This window comes from Agrobacterium sp. GD03872 (assembly GCF_029840625.1).
Classification (GTDB): Bacteria; Pseudomonadota; Alphaproteobacteria; order Rhizobiales; family Rhizobiaceae; genus Agrobacterium; species Agrobacterium fabrum_A.
The window spans coordinates 64,229-83,808 of sequence record NZ_JAOCCY010000012.1; the positions used below are offsets into that span (position 1 = coordinate 64,229).

A 19,580-nucleotide genomic window follows, 5' to 3' on the forward strand; every position below is an offset into this window, starting at 1 on the left:
TCAAAGCCTTTCGCGCTGGTGGTTTCTGCTCTCCAGAATTTTCGCGTACATGCTGGGGCACGGCAGCGTGATGCTGCTGCCGAAGCGGCGGATAACGACGGTGGTGAAATCGAAACGGGCCTCGTTCCATGTCTTGCCGTAAAGAGGAGCCGTGATGCCAAGCTCCTTGCAGCGCGTGGTCACGCGGCCAACGCTGGCGCCGTAGTATTCGGCTATCTGGGTGCGTCCCATGCCACGCTGGACGCAACGCACCAGCATGACGGACGATGGCAGCTTTGCGGGGCCGCGCTTATCGGTGTGCCGCATGGTGGACACTCCTTTCGTGGATATTGAGGGATTTGAGAAGATTGCGGCTATCTGCCCATTTGGCGTGGCCGACCCATGCGGCAAGGAATTTCTCCAGCCGCTGATGATCGCCGCCGGCACGATAGGCGCGGATCTTGCGCTTTGCCCGCGTGACGCTGTCACGACGCAGCAGCTTATGGGTGGGCCAGATGCGATAACCGACGAAGTTGGCGCCACGGCTGACGGGCTGGATGCTCCATTTGGAAAAGCGCAGACCCAGCCGCTCGCGTGACAGTTCTTCTATCGAGGCGCGCACCTTGCGCAGATGTTCGGATGACTTTCCCAGCACCACGATATCGTCCATGTAGCGATACCAGTATCGCTCGCCGAGATCCTGTTGCAGGTGCCGGTCGACGACGCCGCCATAGATGTTGGCGAAGATCTGCGACAGCAGGCTACCGATCGGTAGACCGATGCCATCGCGTGGCAGCATGGTCTCGATTAGCCGCAGCGTGGCGCGGCAAGAAATCTTCGCCTCAATGAGCTGCCACAGCGCGCCATGCTCGATGCTGGCGAAGTATCGGGAGAAGTCCGTCTTGAGAATGTATAGCGGCTCGCTGTCGAGGCTGAGCCGGCGCATATCAGCCTGCACGGCCTTTGCCGCCGCATGCGTTCCTTTGCCCGGACGGCAGGCAAAGGTACGCGGCAACAGCGTCGCCTGAAATATCGGTTCGATGACGGCGCACAGCGCATGCTGCGCCACTCGATCCTCAAAGGGCAGCGCCGAGATCATCCGTTCCTTCGGATCGAAGATCTTGAACTCGTGCGGCTGGCCGGAACGATAGGTGCCGTCACGCATGGCCTGCGCCAGATCCTCCAGATTGAGGATCGAAAACTCGTTGAATTCCAGAAAGCCTGCCGTCAGGCGCTTGCCGTTGGCGGTGCGCCGCCAGGCGCGGCGCATGTTGGCGTCCGCCGTGATCTGGCCGATAAGGTTCCGGTATTTCTTTCCCATGGTAATCACTCCGGATCGCCGGTCGCGGGTTTCGACGGCATTGCCGCTACTCCCCGCTGTACCGGACCCTGTCATGTGTTCGCCGAAGCCGGACGGACGGGCCGACCACCTTGACGGCAGGGCGGAAGCCGCCGTGCCGACCGTGGAAGATGACCGGCGGGGCCGTGACCGTCGCCGAGCCGTGAATAGGTCGTCGCTCGCGCCGCGCGCACCGATGTTCTCGTTCGAGTTCTCGGGCCAGTAGTCCAAGTTCGCGTACCGGGAGCCGGCGTTCTCGCCGTTGATCCAGGAGCCGCCAAAGATGGACGGACGCAACAGCATCATGACCCCGACCGCCCGTTGCCTTTTGCCGATCTGATCCACTGACCGAGCATCGATCCCGCTTCAGCGATGTGGCGCAGCGCCACCTTGTGCTGATGGTGGGAAAGGAATTTCAGCTTCGGATCGGAGGCAAAGCGCAACCAGAAGCGCAGCGTTGCCAGATTGGCGTCTGCCGCGTAGAGCTTTGAGGCCTGTTTCGACTTCGCTGCCTGATAGAGAAAGCCGACCTGGTCAAACAGCAGCCCGATCAGCCTGTCGCGCAACACACTGTGGCTGCGCGGGCAACGCTGGAATATCGGGTACAGGTAGGCCACGGCTTTCTCGAATTTCTCGACGATCGCCAGATCCTGCGGATTTACAAACTCATCTCGTGTCATGGCTGGCGATCATCCGTTTCAGGAGACCCGCGCTTTCGCGCCGGTCAGGCATGGTTCAGGTGGTCGCTCGCGCCGCGCGCACCGACGCTCCCGCTCGAGAGCCCGGGCCAGCAGGCCAAGTTCGCGTACCGGGAGCCGGCGAGCTCGCCGCTGAACCAGGAGCCGCCAAAGAAGGACGGACGCGGATTGTCCGGATCGCCGTCCGTGCCCCACTGCCACATGGTGCCGGTGATATCGAACAGGCCCCACTTGCTGATAAAGCTGACGGCATTGTCTTCGAGCGATCCGGTTACGGTCGGCTCGTCATCGCGGGACGCGCGCTCCTTCACGCCATAGGCGGCGGCGAAGAATTCTTCCGCGCCGAGCAGGCGCTTGCCGTGGCCGGCGTAGATTTCCACCGCCGTTGGGTAGTCGAGCTTCTTGTATCGGCTCTGGCCGTCGAGCTTCATCGGCAGGTCGCGGCCATCGGCGATGACGGCCTTCGCGCGGCTGGTACCGTGACCAGCGTGATCGACGCCGAGAAGATAGATATCGACCCAGAACAGTTTGCCGCCCAACGTCTCGATCAATGCCATGCCACGCGGATCCGCGCAGGCGGGGCGGAAGCCGACATCCCAGATGGAATATGGGTTGATTGCCGGCGCGCTGTCACCGCCCTCGCGTGCCGAAGCATTGCCGCCCGGTGCGAAATGAAAGCCGCCAAAGAACCGCTCGGCGGTCGGCTCGCCTTCCAGAAGTTCGGCAATCGGCAAACCATATTCATTGATGCTGATGCCATAGTCGCGGCCGGGTACCGGCTCGTCGATCAGGACGGGGATATCGGCATCAAAGGCGTGGGTACGCTCACTCGTCGTAACCGTGGTGCCCGACTTCACGAATACACCGGTGCTATTGTATTTTACCAGTACCGGGGCTGACTGGTCGCGGCGCTGAATGGAAATGCCGCCAAGGGATTTTTCGGCTGTTGCCGTCATGGTGATAATCCTGATTGAGAGGGAAAGAAAAGAGACCCGCGCTTTCGCGCGCGTCATGCAGGCGTCAGGTGGTCGCTCGCGCCGCGCGCACCGATGTACACGAGCGAGTGCACGGGCCAGTAGTCCAAGGCCGCGTACCGGGAGCCGGCGTACTCGCCGTTGATCCCGGAGCCGCCAAAGATGGACGGACGCGGGTCGTCGATGTCGCCGTCTGTTCCCCATACCCAGAGATTGCCGGTTGCCTGCATCAGGCCGTAGAGGCTGGTACGGGCGGCATCGAGCCCGGTTGTGCGCGGGCGATTGGCGGCGGCGGAGCGTTCCGTCACGCCGTGCGCGGCGGTACGGAATTCGTCATAGGTCAGCAGGCGTTTGCCGTGGCCTTCGAGGATGGATTTCGCGGTCGGGTAGTCAAGAAGATCCAGCGTGCTGCCGGTCGCTGGCGCCACGCCAAAGCGGCTGGTGCCGTGAACTGCGTGGTCGGCGCCGAGAAGATAGATATCGACCCAGACGATGTTTCCGGCGATGACGCGCACCATGCCGCGCGGATCCGGGCATGCGGGGCGATACTCGATATCCCAGAGCGAATGCGGATTGATAGCAGGCACGCTGTCGCCTCCCTTGCGCTCGACAGCATTGCCGCCGGGGGCGAAGTGGAAGCCGGCGAAAAAATCGCCGTTCAGCGGATTGTCGTTGGCGACGGTGGCGAACAGATCGCCCATCGCATTGATACCGACAGCATAATCGCGACCGGGCACCAGCCCGTCGAGCGCAATCGCCGTTTCGCGGTCATACGAATAGGTGCGGTCGCCGATCTCGACCAGCGAACCGGCCTTGATGGAGACCGAGGTCGGGCCGGTGGCGAGCAGGATCGGCGCGCCGGGGCTGGGATTGTGAATGCTGATTGCCTGCGGTTCGGCAGTGGTGGTCATGGTCTGGTCCTTTTTGGTTTGGGCTGGAAGTGGTCAGACGCGCGCGTCGGCGGCGTAAATGCGTTCGATTTCGGAGAGACGGGTGACGGAAAGCGCGACCCCGCCAATGCAGCCGAGCAAAAGCACGGCGGTGACGCAGGCCAGAAAGAAGCGTCCATAAGGAACGGCGCTATCCTTGCGGAAGGTGCCGAGGTCATGCCGGGTCTGCGGGATCATGGGGGAAATGTGGATCAAAGCTGCCTCCATCCGTTTCGGATGCCGCCTCGCGGGAAGAGACGGACACCGAAACCGGATGTGGCGTCAGGCCGGCAGAGGCGTCATGCGACGGCCAATGCGCAAATCCTTCCGCGCATGGAGAAGCGTGATGTAGGATATGCGGAGCGCGTCGGATGCCCGTATATCGCCGGTTTGATAGCGCCTGCGGATCTCGGATGCTGCCCGAAGCCGAGCGAATGCCGAGATGATGTGTGCGGCACCTGCGCGCCAGCCGTCATCAATGTACGACTGCCTGAATGCGGGTCCGCAATGCGCCTTGCGGCGTTGTGCTGGTGAGAATTTCGCCATGCTGATCTCCATCCGTTCGGGAAACCGCCTCGGGCGAGGCGGAAACCGGAGCGGATAATCAGGCAGCTTCAAGAAGGGCGTCGTCATTTGCCTTCATGCGAGCCTGTTCGTGCAGGCGGTCGATATCGGCGTTCGGGAAATAAAGGTTTAGCTGCTCGCGGGTGCAGCCTTCACCGAAGCGGCGCATCGCGGCGGCCATGGCTTCGATCTTCTCACTGTCGTTCATCGCACTGACGTTCATGTCGGTCTCCATCCGTTGATGTTGGACCGGGCGGCGCGAGGGTGAGGGGTGCGTCGCCGCCCGGTCTTTCTCCGAGCCGTCAGGTCAAAGCGGCTTGGATGGAGAGGACAATAATGCGGTCATTTGTCCGCTGTCAACACGAATGCGGACAAATGACCGCGAACGCCGCTTAAGGCTTTGTGCCGAAAGCGGTTTTTTCTTGCTTTACTGAGGGGTGATTCGTGGTCGCGGCGCTCTAATCGCGCAAGAGTCGTTCAATCGGCATCTGTTTTCCGTAGATGCGGCTGTAGATTTTTTCCGCCTGATTTATGGCGGTGCGACGGTCTGAGTTCGTAAGGGGCTTACAGTCTGCGTCGTAGCTCCAGCGGTCGGCAGCATCTTTCTCATTCTCTGCCGCCTGGATAATCATGCGCCAAGAGCACGCTCCGACGGCGTCGATTTTTGTCGACCCGTCGCAGCCGTTTTTAAGGCAGAAGGCAACATTCCGTTGACTTCCATAGTCTCCATTGTTCGCCCGCTTCCAGTCGCTCGCCATCTGTTTTGTCTGCGCCATACAAACGGTATGGTCTAGGGAGGTGCTACAGTCCGCCTTCTGGAACTTAGTGGCCTGCGCAAATGATGCGGCTGGGAAGATGGCTAATGCAGCAACGGCAATCAATGCGCTGGATCTCATCTCAGACTCCAAAAAGCTCGTTCATTGTAAGGACTTTATGCATCGAGATGAGGGTTGCTCTCGAAATCTCGATTTCTGCCCTCGGATTGTGTTTTTGGATAACAATCCAATCGGTTGAGCGTCGAAGAAAGATGCCGATCGTCGCCTCTATCGCACCATTTCCGGTTAGCTGGCTTTGTATAACCACAGGGTCGCCGACTTTGACTGGTTTATGCGGACTGATGAACAGCAAATCGGCGGGCCAGAACTGAGGGACCATCGACTCGCCCTCAACATACAACGAATAGATATCCCTCGCACCCATGAGAGCGGGCGGCCTCCTCACAAAATCAACCGGGTCTGTTGTCAGCTGGAACGCGCCGCGCAAATGTGATCCTGCTGCGGTGCCAAGTACTGGCACGTCGTTCGGCATTTCGTGCCGATCCGGTATTCTGAGGGTTTTGGAGCCGTTCTCATTCTTGTCGGAAGATCGGGCGCCTCCAGAGAGTCGGTCTAGCGGAACATCAAGGCCGAGCGATATTTTCCGCATTGTGTCGAGCTTCGGCGTAGTGCCTCGCTCGAAAAGCTTCCGAAAATAACTCCGCTCAAGGCCGCTGCGCTTGGCGGCTTCCTCGGGTGTTATGCCAAGCTCATCAATGACTTGTTTGATTGTATCTAACACTTCGTTCTCCATGTGCGGATTATCAGCCGCGATGCGGTCAAACAAAAGCGGTCTTTTGGTCTTGACATTTGCGGACAAAAGACCGCATTTAGCCCGCATGGCTATGAAAGATCAGATTGTCCGCATCGCAGACTTGTATGCAGCTTCCGCCGGTATCGGCCGAAAGCGCTTGTCAACGATTGTCTTCAATCGCGGCGCAAAGCTCGACGGCATAGCCAGTGGTGGCGATCTTGCGACCGGCACCTTTGAAAAGGCGATGCAATGGTTTTCCGATCATTGGCCCAAAGATGTTGCGTGGCCCGCTGATGTGCAGCGGCCTGAAGTGACTAGGACGCAGGAGGCCGCAGAATGATTGCGCTCCAGTTTTTCCGCAGCGTAGGGAAGCGGTCATCCCGCGTGGTTCATACCCACGATGTCGCAGGTTCGAATCCTGCCGCTGCAACCAATCCCGGCGCTTTCCCGGCAGTGCGCGCACGGGATACCGGACGGATGGAGCTTCTGACCATTCCGCCATCCGTCCGGATCGTCTTTCCTGTTGCGCGAGGGTTACTCCTTTCCCCTCTGCGCACCCGCCGTGACGCCTTTCCTCCCGGCTCCGGCGGACCTTTTCTTTCGTTGCGTTCATCTTTGTCTCTCCAGCTTACGCCACCGCTGATGTGGCGGGGCTGTGGTTGATCTGATGGGCAACGAATAGGCCGCGCCCGCGCGGGCTTCACCGAATCCTTTTCCGTTTTTCTTTCCTTGACGCGTTTTCAGGGGTGTTTTCGTGCGCACTATTTCCGAAGAAGAAATCCGCAGCCTGAAAGGCGCGACAGACGCCAGCTACAAGCTGGGCGGCGGCGTGACCGATTTCCCGCTGCTCACCCGCGTCAATGTCTCGACGCTCTCCAAATACGCCAGCTTCAACGACGAAAACCGCGAGGCGCTGATTCCGGTCGATGTCGCCATCGAGGCCGACCGGCGTGCGAAAACGCCCGTCATCGTCGCCGCCATGGCGCGCACGCTCGGCTTCAAGCTGGTCATCGATGACGATCACCCTCATGAGGCGCGGCCCGTAACCGAGACCGACGCCATCGACCTGATGAGCGAGGTCATGGACGTCGTCCGTGAACTGCAAGCCGCCCAGGCATCCGGAACGCTTGGCACGGCCGCCGCAAAGAAGCGGATCGGCAAGGAAATCCACGAAGCAATTCGCGAGCTGAAAGAGATGCTCGTGAACATCAAGAAAGGCTGACTGGCATGGCATTGCGAAAGGTAGAATTCTCAAAAATTGACCGGCCGGCAGAAATTTCCGCCGGCCCGGCTCCCATCCTGCAATGGATCGATATCGATAAGTTGGTCGTCGACGAAGATTACCAGCGTGACCTGAAGCTGCAGAACTGGAAGGCGATCCGTCGCATCGCGGCAAATTTCCGCTGGTCAATGTTCTCGCCGGTGTTCGTTTCCCCTGTGGAGGGGGGGGGCATATGCGATAATCGACGGCCAGCACCGCACGCATGCAGCGGCGATCTGCGGCTTCTCGCAGGTTCCCTGCCAAATCGTCCAGATGAACAGGACCGAACAGGCGGCCGCCTTCGCTGCCGTCAATGGCGTGGTCACTGCCGTAACGGTTTGGCAGCTCCTGAAGGCTGCGCTTGCCGCCGGCGAGCAATGGGCGGTCACGGCCCGTTCGATAGCCGAAGAAGGCGGTTGCCGGTTGATGACCTCGAACGGATCGTCTCTCACGAAAGTTGCGGGCGATATTTACGGTATCAAGGGGTTTCTCTCGGTCATCGAAACGCGCCCACGCGATGCGGTTGTTGCTGCCCTCAAAGCGCTGATGAAGGCAGAGGGATACAACGACAATCGCGAAATCTGGGATTCGGCCCTTCTGATTCCTCTGCTTCTCGCGCTCTCGGAGAGGCCGCCGGCGCTATCGAACCCGGGTTTCGTTTCCGCGCTGGAAAAATACGACATCTGGGATCTAGTGGATCGCGACGCATCCGAACGCCGTGCCGCACTTCGCCTTGGACGCAAACATCCGCCAAAATCCGAAACGCTGCGCACCGGCATTCTCACATGGATCGACACCGCGTTTCCGGCGCGAATTGCATTGCCTCCGTCCGAAAAGCTGACGCGGCAGGAAGCCATGGCGCGCGTGGCGGCCATCGGAGTTAATCTGTGACGCTCTGCATCGCCGAAACCAGCCGCCCCAAACTCGTCCATGAGGCCCGCACCGCGCGGGTGATGGAGCTTTGGCGCGCCGGTCGATCCACCCATGAAATCGCTGAAACGCTGGACCTCGCCGAATGCGAGGTTTGCCGCATTATCGAGGAGGCAGGACATTGAGTGCCGCTGTTTCTCTTTTCACCCATCCGCTTTCGGATCGTGATCGCGGTTTTCTGCGACACGTCGCCCAGGCTGACGACTGGCATGAGATCCGCCACGGCGAAATGCCGTTCGCCGTCCAGTGCATGCGCGCCGGATACGTTCGTCTGTCCAATGACAAGCGGCAGGCAATCATCACCAGCAGCGGGCAGGCCTATCTCCGCCAGTTGAGAGGTGTGCATTGATGTCCGGCGAGTATGATCCCTACGCAATTCACGGGCGCAAGCCCGAGGAACCGAAGCGCGCTGGCGAGCGACCGGGCGACAAGCTGGAAACCGAACCCGTCGCGTCTTCGCATCTTCGATCCTTCATCGAGCGCATGGAGCGTTTGGCCGAAGAGAAGGAAGTCATCAAGGATGACGAAAAGGCGGTGATGGCCGAAGCGAAAGCTATGGGCTTCGACAACAAGGCCATCCGCACCATTCTCCGCATTCGGAAAAAGGATCCGCAGAAGCTCGCCGAGGAGCTTTCGATTCTCGATATCTATCTCGTGGCCCTCGGCATGGATGAGGGTCTGCGATGACGGTTCTGGGCGAAAGAAAACAGGCTATCCTCGCTAGCGCTTGCGAGCGTGGTCAATTCGATGTCACGAGCGAGGCAGATCGAAAATCCGCAACCATCCTGCATATGGCCGGATATCTGGCACGCGACCCCAAGGTTTCGGGGCGCTTTTATCCAACGACCGCCGCGTATGACGAAGCCGGCGCAACCCCGAAAAGCACCCACGGCGTTGAGAGGAAAATCTCGTCTATCATCGTCGGCAAGCGACTGAGGGCGCTCGACGAAGACAAGGTTGCGGCACTGATGGTCTCCATTCCGGAGCATGGGCTGCGCAATCCGATCTCGGTTTACGGTCTGGAAAGCGACGAAACTGTCGAACTATCGGCAGGCGAGCACCGGCTTGAGGCCATGCGCCGGCTTGAGAAAGAAACGGTTCCATGCGTTCACTATCAGGGCGACGCGCTTGACCGCGAGCTCTGGGAAATCGACGAGAATCTTATCCGAAGCGATCTCACCCCTGCCGATCGCGCGCTGTTCGTTTACCGGCGCAAGGAAATCTATCTGCTGAAGCACCCGGAAACCGCCAATGGCGGTGACCGCCGATCAGATCGCCAAGTTGGCGAACTGAAATCAGGTGAAGTCAAACGCTTTACGGCGGCCACGGCAGAGGCAACCGGGCAATCTGAGCGCGCCATCCAGCGTGACGCCGAACGTGGTGAGAAAGTCTGCGAGCGTGCATTACGCATGCTTTCGGGAACGCCGTTGAACACAGGCGCAACGCTGGATCGCCTGAAGCGGCTCTCTCCGGAAGAGCAGATCGTCTGGATTGACGGCGCGCTGCGCGAGCGCCGCCGGGTGCAGGAAGAGGCAAAACGGATCCGCACCGAAACGATGAAGATCAATCGGACCATCAGGAATGATATCGTCAGCGCCATCGCCTCCAAGGGGCGGGTGACATCGGGCAGGATGCCGCACGCCGCGTTCCCTGTCGGATACGTCGATGCGCCGTGGCAACAGGAAGCTTGGTCCGACGAGACCGGGCAGGACAAGGGGTTGATGTACCCCGCCATGCCGCTCGAAGAAATCATGGCCTTATGCGCCGGGGATAAATCCCCATTCACGCCTGACGCCGTCATTTTCTTCTGGGTGCCGATGAACCGGCTGGATGACGGTATTGCCGTCTTGAAGGCGTGGGGCTTCGAGTTCGTTTCCGGGATCGTCTGGGACAAGATTGATATTGGCATGGGCCGATGGGTGCGCGACCGCGCGGAAATTCTCCTGATCGGCAAGCGCGGTAAGATCTCGCTTGCCCCCGAAATGGGAACACAGCCACCCAGCCTTTATGCCGAAAAGAAGGGTCCACACAGCCGGAAGCCAGTCTGGTTCGCCGAACAGATCGACCGGCTTTATCCGACCATGCCCAAGCTCGAAATGTTTCAGCGCCGCGAAAGCCTCGCGGACGGCGATGTGCGCCTGAACGGAATATGGGAGTTCTGGGGCAATCAGGCCGGCGCGCCGGAAGGCGGTACGGAATGATGATCACTCGCACGCCTGAAATACACGCACTTATCGCCGAAGATGCTCCAGTTGCGATTGGTGTTTCCGGCGGGAAGGATAGCCAGGCCGCTGCGCTGGCCACATTAGCCTATCTCGATTCGGTCGGGCACAAGGGGCCACGCATTCTCATTCACGCCGACCTTGGATCGGTGGAATGGAACGACAGCCTTCCGGTTTGCGAGAGGCTTGCGGGCCATCTCGAATGTGATCTGGTAGTGGTTCGTCGCAAGGCTGGCGGTCTCATGGAGCGATGGGAAAGCCGTTGGCTGTCCAGCAAGACCAGATACGAGTTGCTCAGTACCGTAACGCTCGTGCCCTGCTGGTCCACACCTGACATGCGATTCTGCACCTCTGAGCAGAAAACCCATGTGATCATCGCGGAACTTAAGAGGCGTTTCAAAGGCCAGACAATCGTCAATGTGACGGGTGTTCGCCGGGAGGAGAGCAGAAATCGCGCACGCATGCCGGTTGCGGATACGGACAAGACCGGGCGCATCGCCAACTGGCGCCCGATCATCGATCTGACGACTGATCAGGTCTTTCAGATGATTGACGACAGCGGTCTACATCCGCATCCGGCTTACCGCATGTTCGGTATGAGCCGGGTTTCGTGCCGGTTCTGCATCATGTCGAACCTGGCTGACCTAACAGCAGCTAGTGCGCAGCCGGAAAGCCATGAGCTTTACCGGAAGATGGTGCAACTGGAAATCGACAGCAGCTTTGCGTTTCAAGGCGCGCGCTGGCTGGGCGATATTGCACCGCATCTTCTCAGTCCGGAAATGCGCGATGGCCTCGCAAACGCAAGGCATCTGGCCATCCTGCGAAAAGAGATTGAAGGGCAAATCACCAAAGAAATGCTCTACGTCAAAGGTTGGCCAACCCGCATGTTGACCGACGATGAAGCCGATCTGCTCGCCTCAGTGCGATACAAGGTTAGCAGCCTGTACGGCCTCAAATCGGTCTGCCTCGACACTCCTTCGATCCATGAGCGCTACGCTTACCTGCTGGATGAGAAGGCCAGAAAGGCGGCGACATGACGGCGCGCGAGCAGGAAAACCGACAGCGTGAAAAGGCCCGCGTCGCACGGCTGGAGGATATCACCCGGCGTTGCAAGGGTGACAGGTGGCGGTTCGATACCGATGGTGACCAGACGCATATCATCGCGCGGCGCTCTACAGGTGAGAGCGTCATCCTCGGCACGCTCTATGCGGACGCCTTGCCGGATGAAGTCGAGCTACTGACCGGGGCGCTGGAAAACACCATCCTGTTACTGACCCTGCGGGAGCGCGCCAAGATTGCCTTTCGAAGCGGTCAAAGCCAGCCGCAAGAACGCCAGCCGACCAGCCGTTTGCGCGATGGCAACTTCGCCGCAAACGCGGCCATGTTGTGCGCGGACACGCTGTTTCATCGATTTCTTGAGCAGCGGCAGCATCCTGCCCAGTCGCGCACCATCCACAACAAGGAACATGCCGATACGGTCCTGAAAAGCCTGATCGGCATCACCAGCAAGACACAACTCAATCGTGAGGAACGTGCGCAGGCGGCGTTTATCGACCTGCGCTCGGACTTCGAATTATGGAAAGGGGGCCGGTCGTGACGGGGATTTCGCCGGTTATCGAACAGTTACAGGATTGCAGGACGGATGCGGAGCGGGCGCGGTGGCTGCTCAATATCCCGACATTCACCTTCTATCGCGAGCAGACCGCAATTTACCGTGCCCTGCGAAAGGCCGGTTTCGGTCGCGGTGAACAGCTTGTCGATCTGGAGATCTCGGCGCTGCTGACGGTGCGGGACCGCTTCGGGCGGTTGCCGGCCGACGTCGAGGATCTGCTGAACGCCGCCCGCACCTTCATGGAGACGCTGGCGCGGAAAGGTGGTGTGAAGTGAGCATTCTCATCATGAGCCGCCTGTTCCGCGCCCAGCTTGGCTCCAGCAGCCGCAAGATGCTGGCGGTTCGGCTGGCTGACTTCGCCGACGACAACGGCAAGGGCATCTGGCCGTCCGTGGAAACGCTGGCGCAGGAAACAGAATTGTCCGTCCGGACCGTGCAGCGCCTTCTCGCCGATTTCGTCAATGAAGGCCTGTTGATCATCGTCAGGAAGGCCACGGGCCGCCCTGGTGAGGCGACACGATATGACTTCGATATGCGAGCCATTGACCGCCTTCCGGACGCAAAACAGCCGGAAACAACGGGTGACACCATGTCACCCGTCACCCCGGCAGATCAGACGGGTGACACCATGACACGGGTGACACCGACGACGGAGACGGGTGACACTGACTGCGGAGAGGGGTGTCACCATGTCACCCGAACCGTAATAGAACCATCAATAGAACCTTCAGTAGAGAGAGATGCGCCTGCGCGCGGCAATTTGGGGGATGAGGAAGAAAATCCGAAAGCGATCGAAACGGCGTTCAAGCGGTTCTTCCTGTCGTGGAAGACGGCGATCCACGACAGCGAGCCGGATGCGCGCCGGGAGTGGGGCGCATTATCGCCGGATGAGCGGGCAAGCGCGCTTGCTCACTCGGAGAGCTATCAGGCCGTCGCCCTGTCCACCGGGCGGAAGTATCTCTGCTCTGCCGCCAAATACCTGAAGGAACGCCGTTGGGTGAAGCTTGCGGAACAGAGCGTGCAATCACCGCAGACCGAAACGACGGAGACGTTCTCGGTGTTCTCCCGCGCTGGTCGCGCTCTCCTGATGATGAAGCTTTTCCTTCCTGTTCGGGCGCTCTCCCTGACGCTTATCGAGCAGAATATCATCGAGAACAAGCCGGAAAAGAAGGACCTGATCTGGCGCGACAAGAAGGAAAGGCAGGGTTGGCCGGAGGCCGTCCAGCTTATCGAGCGGAAGCGCTTTACGGTAACGAACCACATTGTCGAGATCAGCAAGGATTTTGAGCGGGTCGCGGTCAACGGGCCTGTATGGGAGGCATGGAAGCGGGCCTATGCGGAGCGATGCTGGCCGTGGCCGCTTGCTCCGGAACGTCTGGAGTTTGCCCAGTTCCCGCCGATACCAGCCGACGTGAACGATCTGGACGAGGCCGTGTCCATCGCAATCGACAATTTCCAAACCAGACTGAACGAGGGACGGAACGATGATGCAGCATAAGTTCGAAGATATCTGCGGTTACGTCTCACCCAAGGGCTTCGCGAAGCTAGACCGCATCGCGCAGGAGGCTGCGAGGGTCGCTCACGAGCGCGAATCGGCTTCGAAAGAAAGGGCGCACAGCGTGTCCGATTCGGCGTGGATTATCGCTCAGGTGGACTACGGACGCGAAAAGGCTGTTGAAAATGCGATGATCGAAGCCGGCATCGAGGCATGTGTGATCATGCGGATGGGACCGGAGAGGAAGCGCCACGGAAGGCGATTGCCGCCGTCACGCCTACCGGTATTCAACGGGATACTGTTCGTCTTTTGCGTTCCCGACAACCATGCCCTGCGTGGCATTCTCTCATTCGACGGCGTCAAAAATATCGTTATGGGTGGCGAAAGAGCGGTTAAAGTCAGCGTCGAAACAATCAATGAGTTCAAAGAATTGGCCGCAGATGGCGCTTATGATTACGGTCGCCGCTCCGATGCGATCAAGAAGGGTGAAAAGGTTAGGATCACGAGTGGTCCATTCGTCGGCTACGAGGTGTCTGTTGATGCGTTTGGGGAGGGAGGGCACGGTGACGCAGTCGTAACCATCATCATCTTCGGAAGGCCGACCGTGTTCAACATGCCGCTTGCAATGCTTGAGAAAGTGTGAGTACAAATCTGCCCACGGTCGATGCGGTTCTTAGTGGCGATTACGTTTCACGCCCGCACCCAGCCCTGACAGTCTCCCCAAGCGAGACACCGATTCAGGGTCAGTGCTACAGCTATGCGACGATGAATGACAAGGCGGCCAGACGGTCGCCTTTTTGCATTGTAGGTATGGGCGAAAGATCGGCGAGCATAGGGGATCGCCATCCCGTCGCCCCCTCGACCCTCCCGCATCGACCCCACCCCCCCTCACGGGTCCTCCTCCGATCCCCTCCCCATGCGGGCCGGGACGACCCCGAAAGTTCGCTAGTTACGGCGCGCAAAAAACTGACCTGACTCACCTGACTCGAAAGCTGACGACCTGACTCCTATGGCAACAGATGCACAGCATAGCCTTCCGGTTGACGGTGGCCTCTGGATCACCGTGGCTGAGCTCGCCCGCCGGAAGGGGGTGAGCAAGCAGACGGCTGCCGAGAAGGTGAACCGGCTGGAGAACGAGGGTAGGATTTCGACCCGTAAAGAAGGGCGGTCGCGGCTTGTTGAACTAGCGGCATATGACCGCGCGGTCGGCACGGTAGGCGATGCGGCGAAAGAGATTGGCGCGCAGACGAAGCGGGACGAAACGTCGGGCGAAAATTCCGGGTTGCGCGATGCTCAGACCGAAAGGGCCAAATACGAGGCCCGCCTGAAAGCTCTCGATTTCGCTGAGCGCAGCGGTCTGGTTATTCCGCTCAAAGGTGAGCACGGCGTTGAGGGTGCGCTGATCAAGATCTGCGATCAGGTGCTTCGCGATCTCGGCACGCCGATGCAATGGGTTGATGATCTGATGGAGGCAGGCCGGAAAGGCGAACCGCACTTCCGTCGCGTGATGCGCGGGAAGGTCGCAGATCTTCGGAAGCTGGTCGCTGAACACTTGCTGACACTTTCTGGTGAGGCGGCGAAGGCCGAAGCGGACGGCATCAATATCAACATCCATTTCGACGGCGACGAGTGATGCAAATTTCCCTTAAGCGTTCTGCGCTCGCGGTTATCGCGGCGACGCTGGCGGCTGCGATCATGCCGCCAGAACGGCTGGATGCAGTCGAGTATGCCCGCACCATTGTTGTTCCGGATGGGCCTCGTGCGCTTGACACTTGGGATGACAGCCTGACGCCGCACATCCGTGAACCGTTGCTGATGACGATGGTCGAAAGCGGCCACAACGAAATCGCGGTTCGGAAATCTGCGCAGACGGGCTTCACGACCCTGATGCTTTGCTCGGCTGCCTATTCGATTGCGCAAGACCCTTGCCGCATGATGATCGTCCAGCCGACAACCAATGCACTCGCCGAGTTCAACCGCGAGAAACTCTCCGTCATGCTGCAGCAGACAGAGGGATTGCGAAAGCTGGTTCGTGACCAGACGAGCAGGTCCGGTGAAGGCTCAACGGCGCTGGCAAAGCGTTTTCCGGGCGGATCGCTGAAACTTGCCATCGCGAATTCTGCAGCTGATCTCCGATCGTCAACGATCCGTAAGGCTTTCCTCGACGAGATTGATGAATACCCGGATGACCTTGACGGGCAGGGTGATCCTTTCGCCATGATTGAGGCGCGGCAGGAATCGTTCCTCACCTCCGGCGACTGGCTGCGGACATACGTTTCCACCCCGACCGTGAAAGGGTCGTCGAAGATCGACGACAAATTCATGGCCGGTGATCAGCGCTATTGGAACATGCCGTGCCCTGGCTGCGGATCGCATTTTAAGTTCGTGTTCGACCGGAAATATTTCCGGTTCAACGATGAGTTTCCTTACGATCCATACTATGCGACACCATGCTGCGGCACGATCATACAGAGCCATGAAAAGGTATCTCTGTATCGCAAGGGGAAGTGGATACCGGAGGCTTCGCGTCCCGGCGCATATCCGTCCTACCACTTCGATGCGCTGACTTCGCCGTTCGTGCCGTGGGAGAAAATCGCCGAGCGCTTTATCGGCTGCAATGGCGATCCGCAAAAACTCAAAGCTTTCTTCAATCTGACTCTCGGTCTCGCCTTCGACATGAAGGGCGATGCTCCCGACCACGTCAGACTGATGGAGCGCCGGGCCAAGGATCTGAGGCGAGGCAAAATTCCTGCGGGCGGCATCGTCTTCGTTGGCACCGCCGACGTTCAGATGAAGGGCATCTGGTATCTGTTCAAGGCCTACGGGCCGGATCGGCAGAGCTGGCGCGTGGATGCCGGCTATATCGAAGGCGATACAGATGATCCACATGCTGGCGCCTTCCTCAAGCTTGAGGAGTTGCGCCAGAAAAATTGGCCGGACGCTTTCGGAAAAACCCGTCAGGTTGATGTTTTCGGTATCGACTCCGGTTACCGCGCCCATGTGGTTTACACCTGGGCGCGTGGCAAGGCTGGTGTTTTTTGCCTCAAGGGTCTCGACGGATGGTCACGTCCGCCCATGGGGCAGCCGACGCCGCAGGACATCAACTGGAATGGCAAGCGTATCCGGGACGGTGTGATGGTCTGGGGCGTTGGAACATGGTCTTTGAAGGGGGCCTTCTATTCCAATCTCCGCAAGGAGGGCAGGGCCGCCGGGCATGACGTTGACCCGCCCGGCTATTGTCATTTCGGTGACTGGATGGACGAGGAATACTTCAAGCAGATCACGTCCGAATATCTCGGCGTTGAGAGCCGCAAGGGCAAAAGCAAAGGTAAAGGCAAGGGGCAAAGCCAGCAGAAGTGGATTCCTCGTATTGGATACGAAAACCATCTTCTTGACTGCGAGATCTACGGCGACGCCCTCGGGGACTATCTCGGTATTTCGCGAATGACGCCGGAAGAATGGCAACGGCTTGTCGCAATGCGTGGCGTTCCCGAAGAGGTATTCCGGGCAGACATGTTCGCTCCCGCCCCGCTCGCCGTTCAGCAGACAATTGTCGAAACGACCTCGGATGCTTCGGAAGCAACCGAGGGGTACGACGTGGACGAAAAAGAGGGGGGTGACTGGCACCAGCCCGTATCATTCTGGGATTGACGCTCATGGCTTTCACGCAGGCGGACCTCGACGCAATCAACAATGCGATTGCCACCGGCGCCAAAAAGGTTCGGTTCCAGACACATGAAGTGGAATATCCGAGCGTCAACGAAATGCTGAAGGTACGGCAATTGATCAAGGATGAACTTGAGGGGACCGGCGAACCCGATGGCGCGATGTTCGCCGAGTACCGAGGTGGATACTGATGAACGTCCTCGACAAGGTCATATCATTCTTCAATCCTGTGTCCGGCGTAAGCCGCGCCGCAGCGCGGCAGATGCTCACTTCATTTGAGAAGCGGGAATATTCTGCTGCCCAGTTTGGCCGCCGAAACAAAGGGTGGCGATCACGGGGGACTTCCGCGACAACAGAGGTTGCGGCAGCAATGTCCACATTGCGCGACAGGTCGCGTGACTTCGTTCGGAACGGTTGGGCGGGGCAGCGTATTCTAGATGTTCTGACGTCTCACGTCATTGGCACTGGTATTCTGTCTATCCCGAACACCGGATCTGATCGGATCGACAATCGCTATCGGCTTCTTCGTGAGGAGTGGGAACAATGCTCTGACGTGGAACGGGTTCTGGATTATGGCGGTCAACAGGCGTTGGTCCTGCGATCCATGGCGGAAGGCGGTGACAGCGTCTTGCGGTTGCTTCCAATCAAGTTGGAAGATGCCGGAAAAACGGTCCCCCTGCGGCTTCTTGGGCTCGAGGGCGATCTGATAGATACGTCTCGCGACAGCGTCATGGTCGGCGAAAACAATGTCCGCCTCGGGGTCAAACTTGGAGACTGGAACGCCCGAGAAGGCCTTTACATTCATCCTTCACATCCCGGCGATAGCGGGTTTTCGTTCGGCAACGAGTCCAGCCTAGTCCCTTGGGATGATATTTGTCACCTTTACCGTCCACTGAGGCTGGGGCAGCTGCGGGGTATTTCATGGTTCGCGCCAATTCTTTTGAGCGCAAAGGAAATACAGGATCTGATGGAGGCGGCCATTGTTCAGCAGAGGACGCAGGCCAGTTTCGCCGGATTTCTGAAGCGTCAGCCCGGATCTGCAAACCCGCTGGCGCCGAAAAAGGATGTTGATGGATCGAAGGTTACACGCATCGAACCGGGACAGATTCAGGATATTGGTGATGCTGATATCGTTTTTGCCAATCCGTCATCCCAGTCGGTGTTTGGTGAGGCGTACAAGGCCGGGTTATGGGCGATGGCGGCGGGTGCTGGCATCACCTACGATCAGCTGACGGGTGATCTCACGCAAGCCAATTACTCCTCGCTTCGTGCGGGAAAGATCGAATTTCGGCGTCTCGTCGAGCAGATCCAGTGGCATATCTTTGTGCCCTCTGTTTGTCGGAAGGTTGATCGCCGGTTTGAAGAGCTTGCGGTTATGTCGGGAAAGCTTCCGGCCCGACGCGACGGGTATCGTGTTGATCACGTCATGCCAGCCATCGAACCTATCGATCCGAAAAAGGATCTCGAAGCCGATATTCTTGCTGTTCGCGCCGGACGAATGTCGCCTCAATCGTTCATCTCTGCATGGGGTCACGATTGGCGCAAAGTTGTGAGTGACTTCGACGCGTTCTTCAAATTCGCAGACGCAAATAACGTGCTGCTCGACATCGATCCACGGAGGCCCGCTGCTGGGGCAAAATCAAGCGCCGCGCCACCTGCGGCGGAAGGAGCGCAAAATGAGTAACATTATCCGGTTGCCCCAGCTTCTCCGTGATGCGGAGGTTCGGGCGGCCTCATTCAACGAGGCTGACAATACAATTGATGTCGTCTGGACAACGGGCGCTCCAGTCCGGCGGGTCAGCTGGATCGATGGTGAATTTGACGAAGAGCTTGTCGTTTCACCGAACGCGATCCGGCTTGATCGGCTTAATGCCGGCGCTCCTTTCCTTGATACGCACGGAACATGGAGTCTCGCTGACGTTATCGGATCGGTCGTAAAAGGTTCGGCCAGAATAGAGGGCGGCGTTGGTGTCGCAAAGGTTCGCCTTTCTACTGCGGCCGATGCTGTCGATCGGGTCGCGAAGATCAAGGAAGGCAGCGTTTCCAATATCTCGGTCGGCTATCGCATTCATGCGGTGGAAAAAACCGAACGCGAAGGGCGCATTCCCGTGCATCGGGTCATTGACTGGGAGCCGTGGGAAATTTCAGCCGTCCCGATTCCGGCGGATCCCGGAGCGCATGTCCGCAGCGGAAAAGATGACGCGCCACTCTATGCGTGCCGCGTTGAGCCGGATCTTTCGACGGCAAACAGCATTCGACGCATCCGCATGCAAATGCAAATGCGACAACAGCAATTGGCAGGCTAGCGCAGGCTACCGCATGCCATGGCCGTAATTGCGGTC

The 19,580-nt window shown here is 59.0% G+C and carries 27 protein-coding genes and 1 tRNA gene; 18 read left to right on the top strand and 10 right to left on the bottom strand.

Annotated features, from left to right (window positions below; genetic code table 11):
- From N5D22_RS20740 to N5D22_RS20785, 10 genes are all read right to left on the bottom strand, one after another.
- A complete protein-coding gene (locus N5D22_RS20740; protein WP_279657712.1) occupies positions 1-306 on the bottom strand; it encodes a hypothetical protein in 306 nt (101 codons plus the stop codon).
- Positions 290-1,300: a reverse transcriptase/maturase family protein gene (locus N5D22_RS20745; RefSeq protein WP_279657711.1), complete on the bottom strand. Its 1,011-nt coding sequence runs from the start codon at positions 1,298-1,300 to the stop codon at positions 290-292. Before N5D22_RS20745 ends, N5D22_RS20740 begins: the two co-directional genes overlap by 17 nt.
- Positions 1,301-1,620: 320 nt before the next feature.
- On the bottom strand, positions 1,621-1,998 hold the full coding sequence (avd, locus tag N5D22_RS20750; protein WP_279657710.1) for a diversity-generating retroelement protein Avd: 378 nt from the start codon (positions 1,996-1,998) through the stop codon (positions 1,621-1,623).
- A gap of 44 nt (positions 1,999-2,042) precedes the next feature.
- Positions 2,043-2,972 carry a hypothetical protein gene (locus tag N5D22_RS20755; protein ID WP_279657709.1) on the bottom strand — a complete coding sequence of 310 codons (930 nt, stop codon included), beginning with the start codon at positions 2,970-2,972 and terminating at the stop codon, positions 2,043-2,045.
- 53 nt (positions 2,973-3,025) lie between these two features.
- Complete coding sequence (locus tag N5D22_RS20760; protein ID WP_279657708.1) at positions 3,026-3,901, bottom strand: hypothetical protein; 876 nt, start codon at positions 3,899-3,901, stop codon at positions 3,026-3,028.
- A 33-nt stretch (positions 3,902-3,934) separates the two neighbouring features.
- Positions 3,935-4,135, bottom strand: coding sequence for a hypothetical protein (locus N5D22_RS20765; RefSeq protein WP_279657707.1), 201 nt, complete (start codon positions 4,133-4,135; stop codon positions 3,935-3,937).
- Between the two features lie 66 nt (positions 4,136-4,201).
- The gene (locus N5D22_RS20770; RefSeq protein ID WP_279657706.1) at positions 4,202-4,465 is read right to left on the bottom strand and encodes a hypothetical protein; all 264 of its coding nucleotides are present in this window, start codon (positions 4,463-4,465) and stop codon (positions 4,202-4,204) included.
- Positions 4,466-4,523: 58 nt separating this feature from the next.
- Positions 4,524-4,706 (bottom strand): hypothetical protein, encoded by a 183-nt coding sequence (locus N5D22_RS20775; RefSeq protein ID WP_279657705.1) that lies wholly within the window; start codon positions 4,704-4,706, stop codon positions 4,524-4,526.
- A 235-nt stretch (positions 4,707-4,941) separates the two neighbouring features.
- Positions 4,942-5,379 carry a hypothetical protein gene (locus N5D22_RS20780; protein WP_279657704.1) on the bottom strand — a complete coding sequence of 146 codons (438 nt, stop codon included), beginning with the start codon at positions 5,377-5,379 and terminating at the stop codon, positions 4,942-4,944.
- Between the two features lies 1 nt (position 5,380).
- Entirely contained in the window at positions 5,381-6,085 is a 705-nt protein-coding gene (locus tag N5D22_RS20785) for a helix-turn-helix domain-containing protein (protein ID WP_279657702.1), read from the bottom strand.
- Between the two features lie 52 nt (positions 6,086-6,137).
- Between N5D22_RS20785 and N5D22_RS20790 the strand changes: the two genes are divergently transcribed.
- From N5D22_RS20790 to N5D22_RS20875, 18 genes are all read left to right on the top strand, one after another.
- The gene (locus N5D22_RS20790) at positions 6,138-6,392 is read left to right on the top strand and encodes a hypothetical protein (RefSeq protein WP_271045885.1); all 255 of its coding nucleotides are present in this window, start codon (positions 6,138-6,140) and stop codon (positions 6,390-6,392) included.
- Between the two features lie 17 nt (positions 6,393-6,409).
- Positions 6,410-6,485 (top strand) — tRNA-Met (locus N5D22_RS20795).
- Between the two features lie 321 nt (positions 6,486-6,806).
- Entirely contained in the window at positions 6,807-7,274 is a 468-nt protein-coding gene (locus tag N5D22_RS20800; RefSeq protein ID WP_279657700.1) for a phage regulatory CII family protein, read from the top strand.
- Between the two features lie 213 nt (positions 7,275-7,487).
- The gene (locus N5D22_RS20805) at positions 7,488-8,204 is read left to right on the top strand and encodes a ParB N-terminal domain-containing protein (RefSeq protein WP_279657768.1); all 717 of its coding nucleotides are present in this window, start codon (positions 7,488-7,490) and stop codon (positions 8,202-8,204) included.
- Positions 8,201-8,368, top strand: coding sequence for a hypothetical protein (locus N5D22_RS20810; protein ID WP_279657698.1), 168 nt, complete (start codon positions 8,201-8,203; stop codon positions 8,366-8,368). Before N5D22_RS20805 ends, N5D22_RS20810 begins: the two co-directional genes overlap by 4 nt.
- Entirely contained in the window at positions 8,365-8,592 is a 228-nt protein-coding gene (locus N5D22_RS20815; protein WP_279657697.1) for a hypothetical protein, read from the top strand. Before N5D22_RS20810 ends, N5D22_RS20815 begins: the two co-directional genes overlap by 4 nt.
- A complete protein-coding gene (locus N5D22_RS20820; RefSeq protein ID WP_279657696.1) occupies positions 8,592-8,930 on the top strand; it encodes a DUF2312 domain-containing protein in 339 nt (112 codons plus the stop codon). Before N5D22_RS20815 ends, N5D22_RS20820 begins: the two co-directional genes overlap by 1 nt.
- Complete coding sequence (locus tag N5D22_RS20825; protein WP_279657694.1) at positions 8,927-10,444, top strand: MT-A70 family methyltransferase; 1,518 nt, start codon at positions 8,927-8,929, stop codon at positions 10,442-10,444. The genes N5D22_RS20820 and N5D22_RS20825 overlap by 4 nt, the downstream gene beginning before the upstream one ends.
- On the top strand, positions 10,441-11,502 hold the full coding sequence (locus N5D22_RS20830) for a phosphoadenosine phosphosulfate reductase family protein (protein WP_279657692.1): 1,062 nt from the start codon (positions 10,441-10,443) through the stop codon (positions 11,500-11,502). The genes N5D22_RS20825 and N5D22_RS20830 overlap by 4 nt, the downstream gene beginning before the upstream one ends.
- Positions 11,499-12,062, top strand: a complete 564-nt coding sequence (locus N5D22_RS20835; RefSeq protein WP_279657691.1) for a hypothetical protein — start codon at positions 11,499-11,501, stop codon at positions 12,060-12,062. Before N5D22_RS20830 ends, N5D22_RS20835 begins: the two co-directional genes overlap by 4 nt.
- The gene (locus N5D22_RS20840) at positions 12,059-12,352 is read left to right on the top strand and encodes a hypothetical protein (RefSeq protein WP_080819394.1); all 294 of its coding nucleotides are present in this window, start codon (positions 12,059-12,061) and stop codon (positions 12,350-12,352) included. Before N5D22_RS20835 ends, N5D22_RS20840 begins: the two co-directional genes overlap by 4 nt.
- Positions 12,349-13,575: a helix-turn-helix domain-containing protein gene (locus N5D22_RS20845; protein WP_279657690.1), complete on the top strand. Its 1,227-nt coding sequence runs from the start codon at positions 12,349-12,351 to the stop codon at positions 13,573-13,575. Before N5D22_RS20840 ends, N5D22_RS20845 begins: the two co-directional genes overlap by 4 nt.
- Positions 13,562-14,215, top strand: coding sequence for a transcription termination/antitermination NusG family protein (locus N5D22_RS20850; protein WP_279657689.1), 654 nt, complete (start codon positions 13,562-13,564; stop codon positions 14,213-14,215). Before N5D22_RS20845 ends, N5D22_RS20850 begins: the two co-directional genes overlap by 14 nt.
- A 366-nt stretch (positions 14,216-14,581) precedes the next feature.
- Entirely contained in the window at positions 14,582-15,205 is a 624-nt protein-coding gene (locus tag N5D22_RS20855; protein ID WP_279657688.1) for a winged helix-turn-helix domain-containing protein, read from the top strand.
- Positions 15,205-17,223 carry a terminase gpA endonuclease subunit gene (locus N5D22_RS20860; RefSeq protein WP_279657687.1) on the top strand — a complete coding sequence of 673 codons (2,019 nt, stop codon included), beginning with the start codon at positions 15,205-15,207 and terminating at the stop codon, positions 17,221-17,223. The genes N5D22_RS20855 and N5D22_RS20860 overlap by 1 nt, the downstream gene beginning before the upstream one ends.
- A gap of 5 nt (positions 17,224-17,228) precedes the next feature.
- Positions 17,229-17,429 carry a hypothetical protein gene (locus N5D22_RS20865; protein WP_279657686.1) on the top strand — a complete coding sequence of 67 codons (201 nt, stop codon included), beginning with the start codon at positions 17,229-17,231 and terminating at the stop codon, positions 17,427-17,429.
- Positions 17,429-18,922 (top strand): phage portal protein, encoded by a 1,494-nt coding sequence (locus N5D22_RS20870; RefSeq protein ID WP_279657685.1) that lies wholly within the window; start codon positions 17,429-17,431, stop codon positions 18,920-18,922. The genes N5D22_RS20865 and N5D22_RS20870 overlap by 1 nt, the downstream gene beginning before the upstream one ends.
- Positions 18,915-19,544 carry an HK97 family phage prohead protease gene (locus N5D22_RS20875; protein WP_279657684.1) on the top strand — a complete coding sequence of 210 codons (630 nt, stop codon included), beginning with the start codon at positions 18,915-18,917 and terminating at the stop codon, positions 19,542-19,544. The genes N5D22_RS20870 and N5D22_RS20875 overlap by 8 nt, the downstream gene beginning before the upstream one ends.
- Positions 19,545-19,580 lie beyond the last annotated feature (36 nt).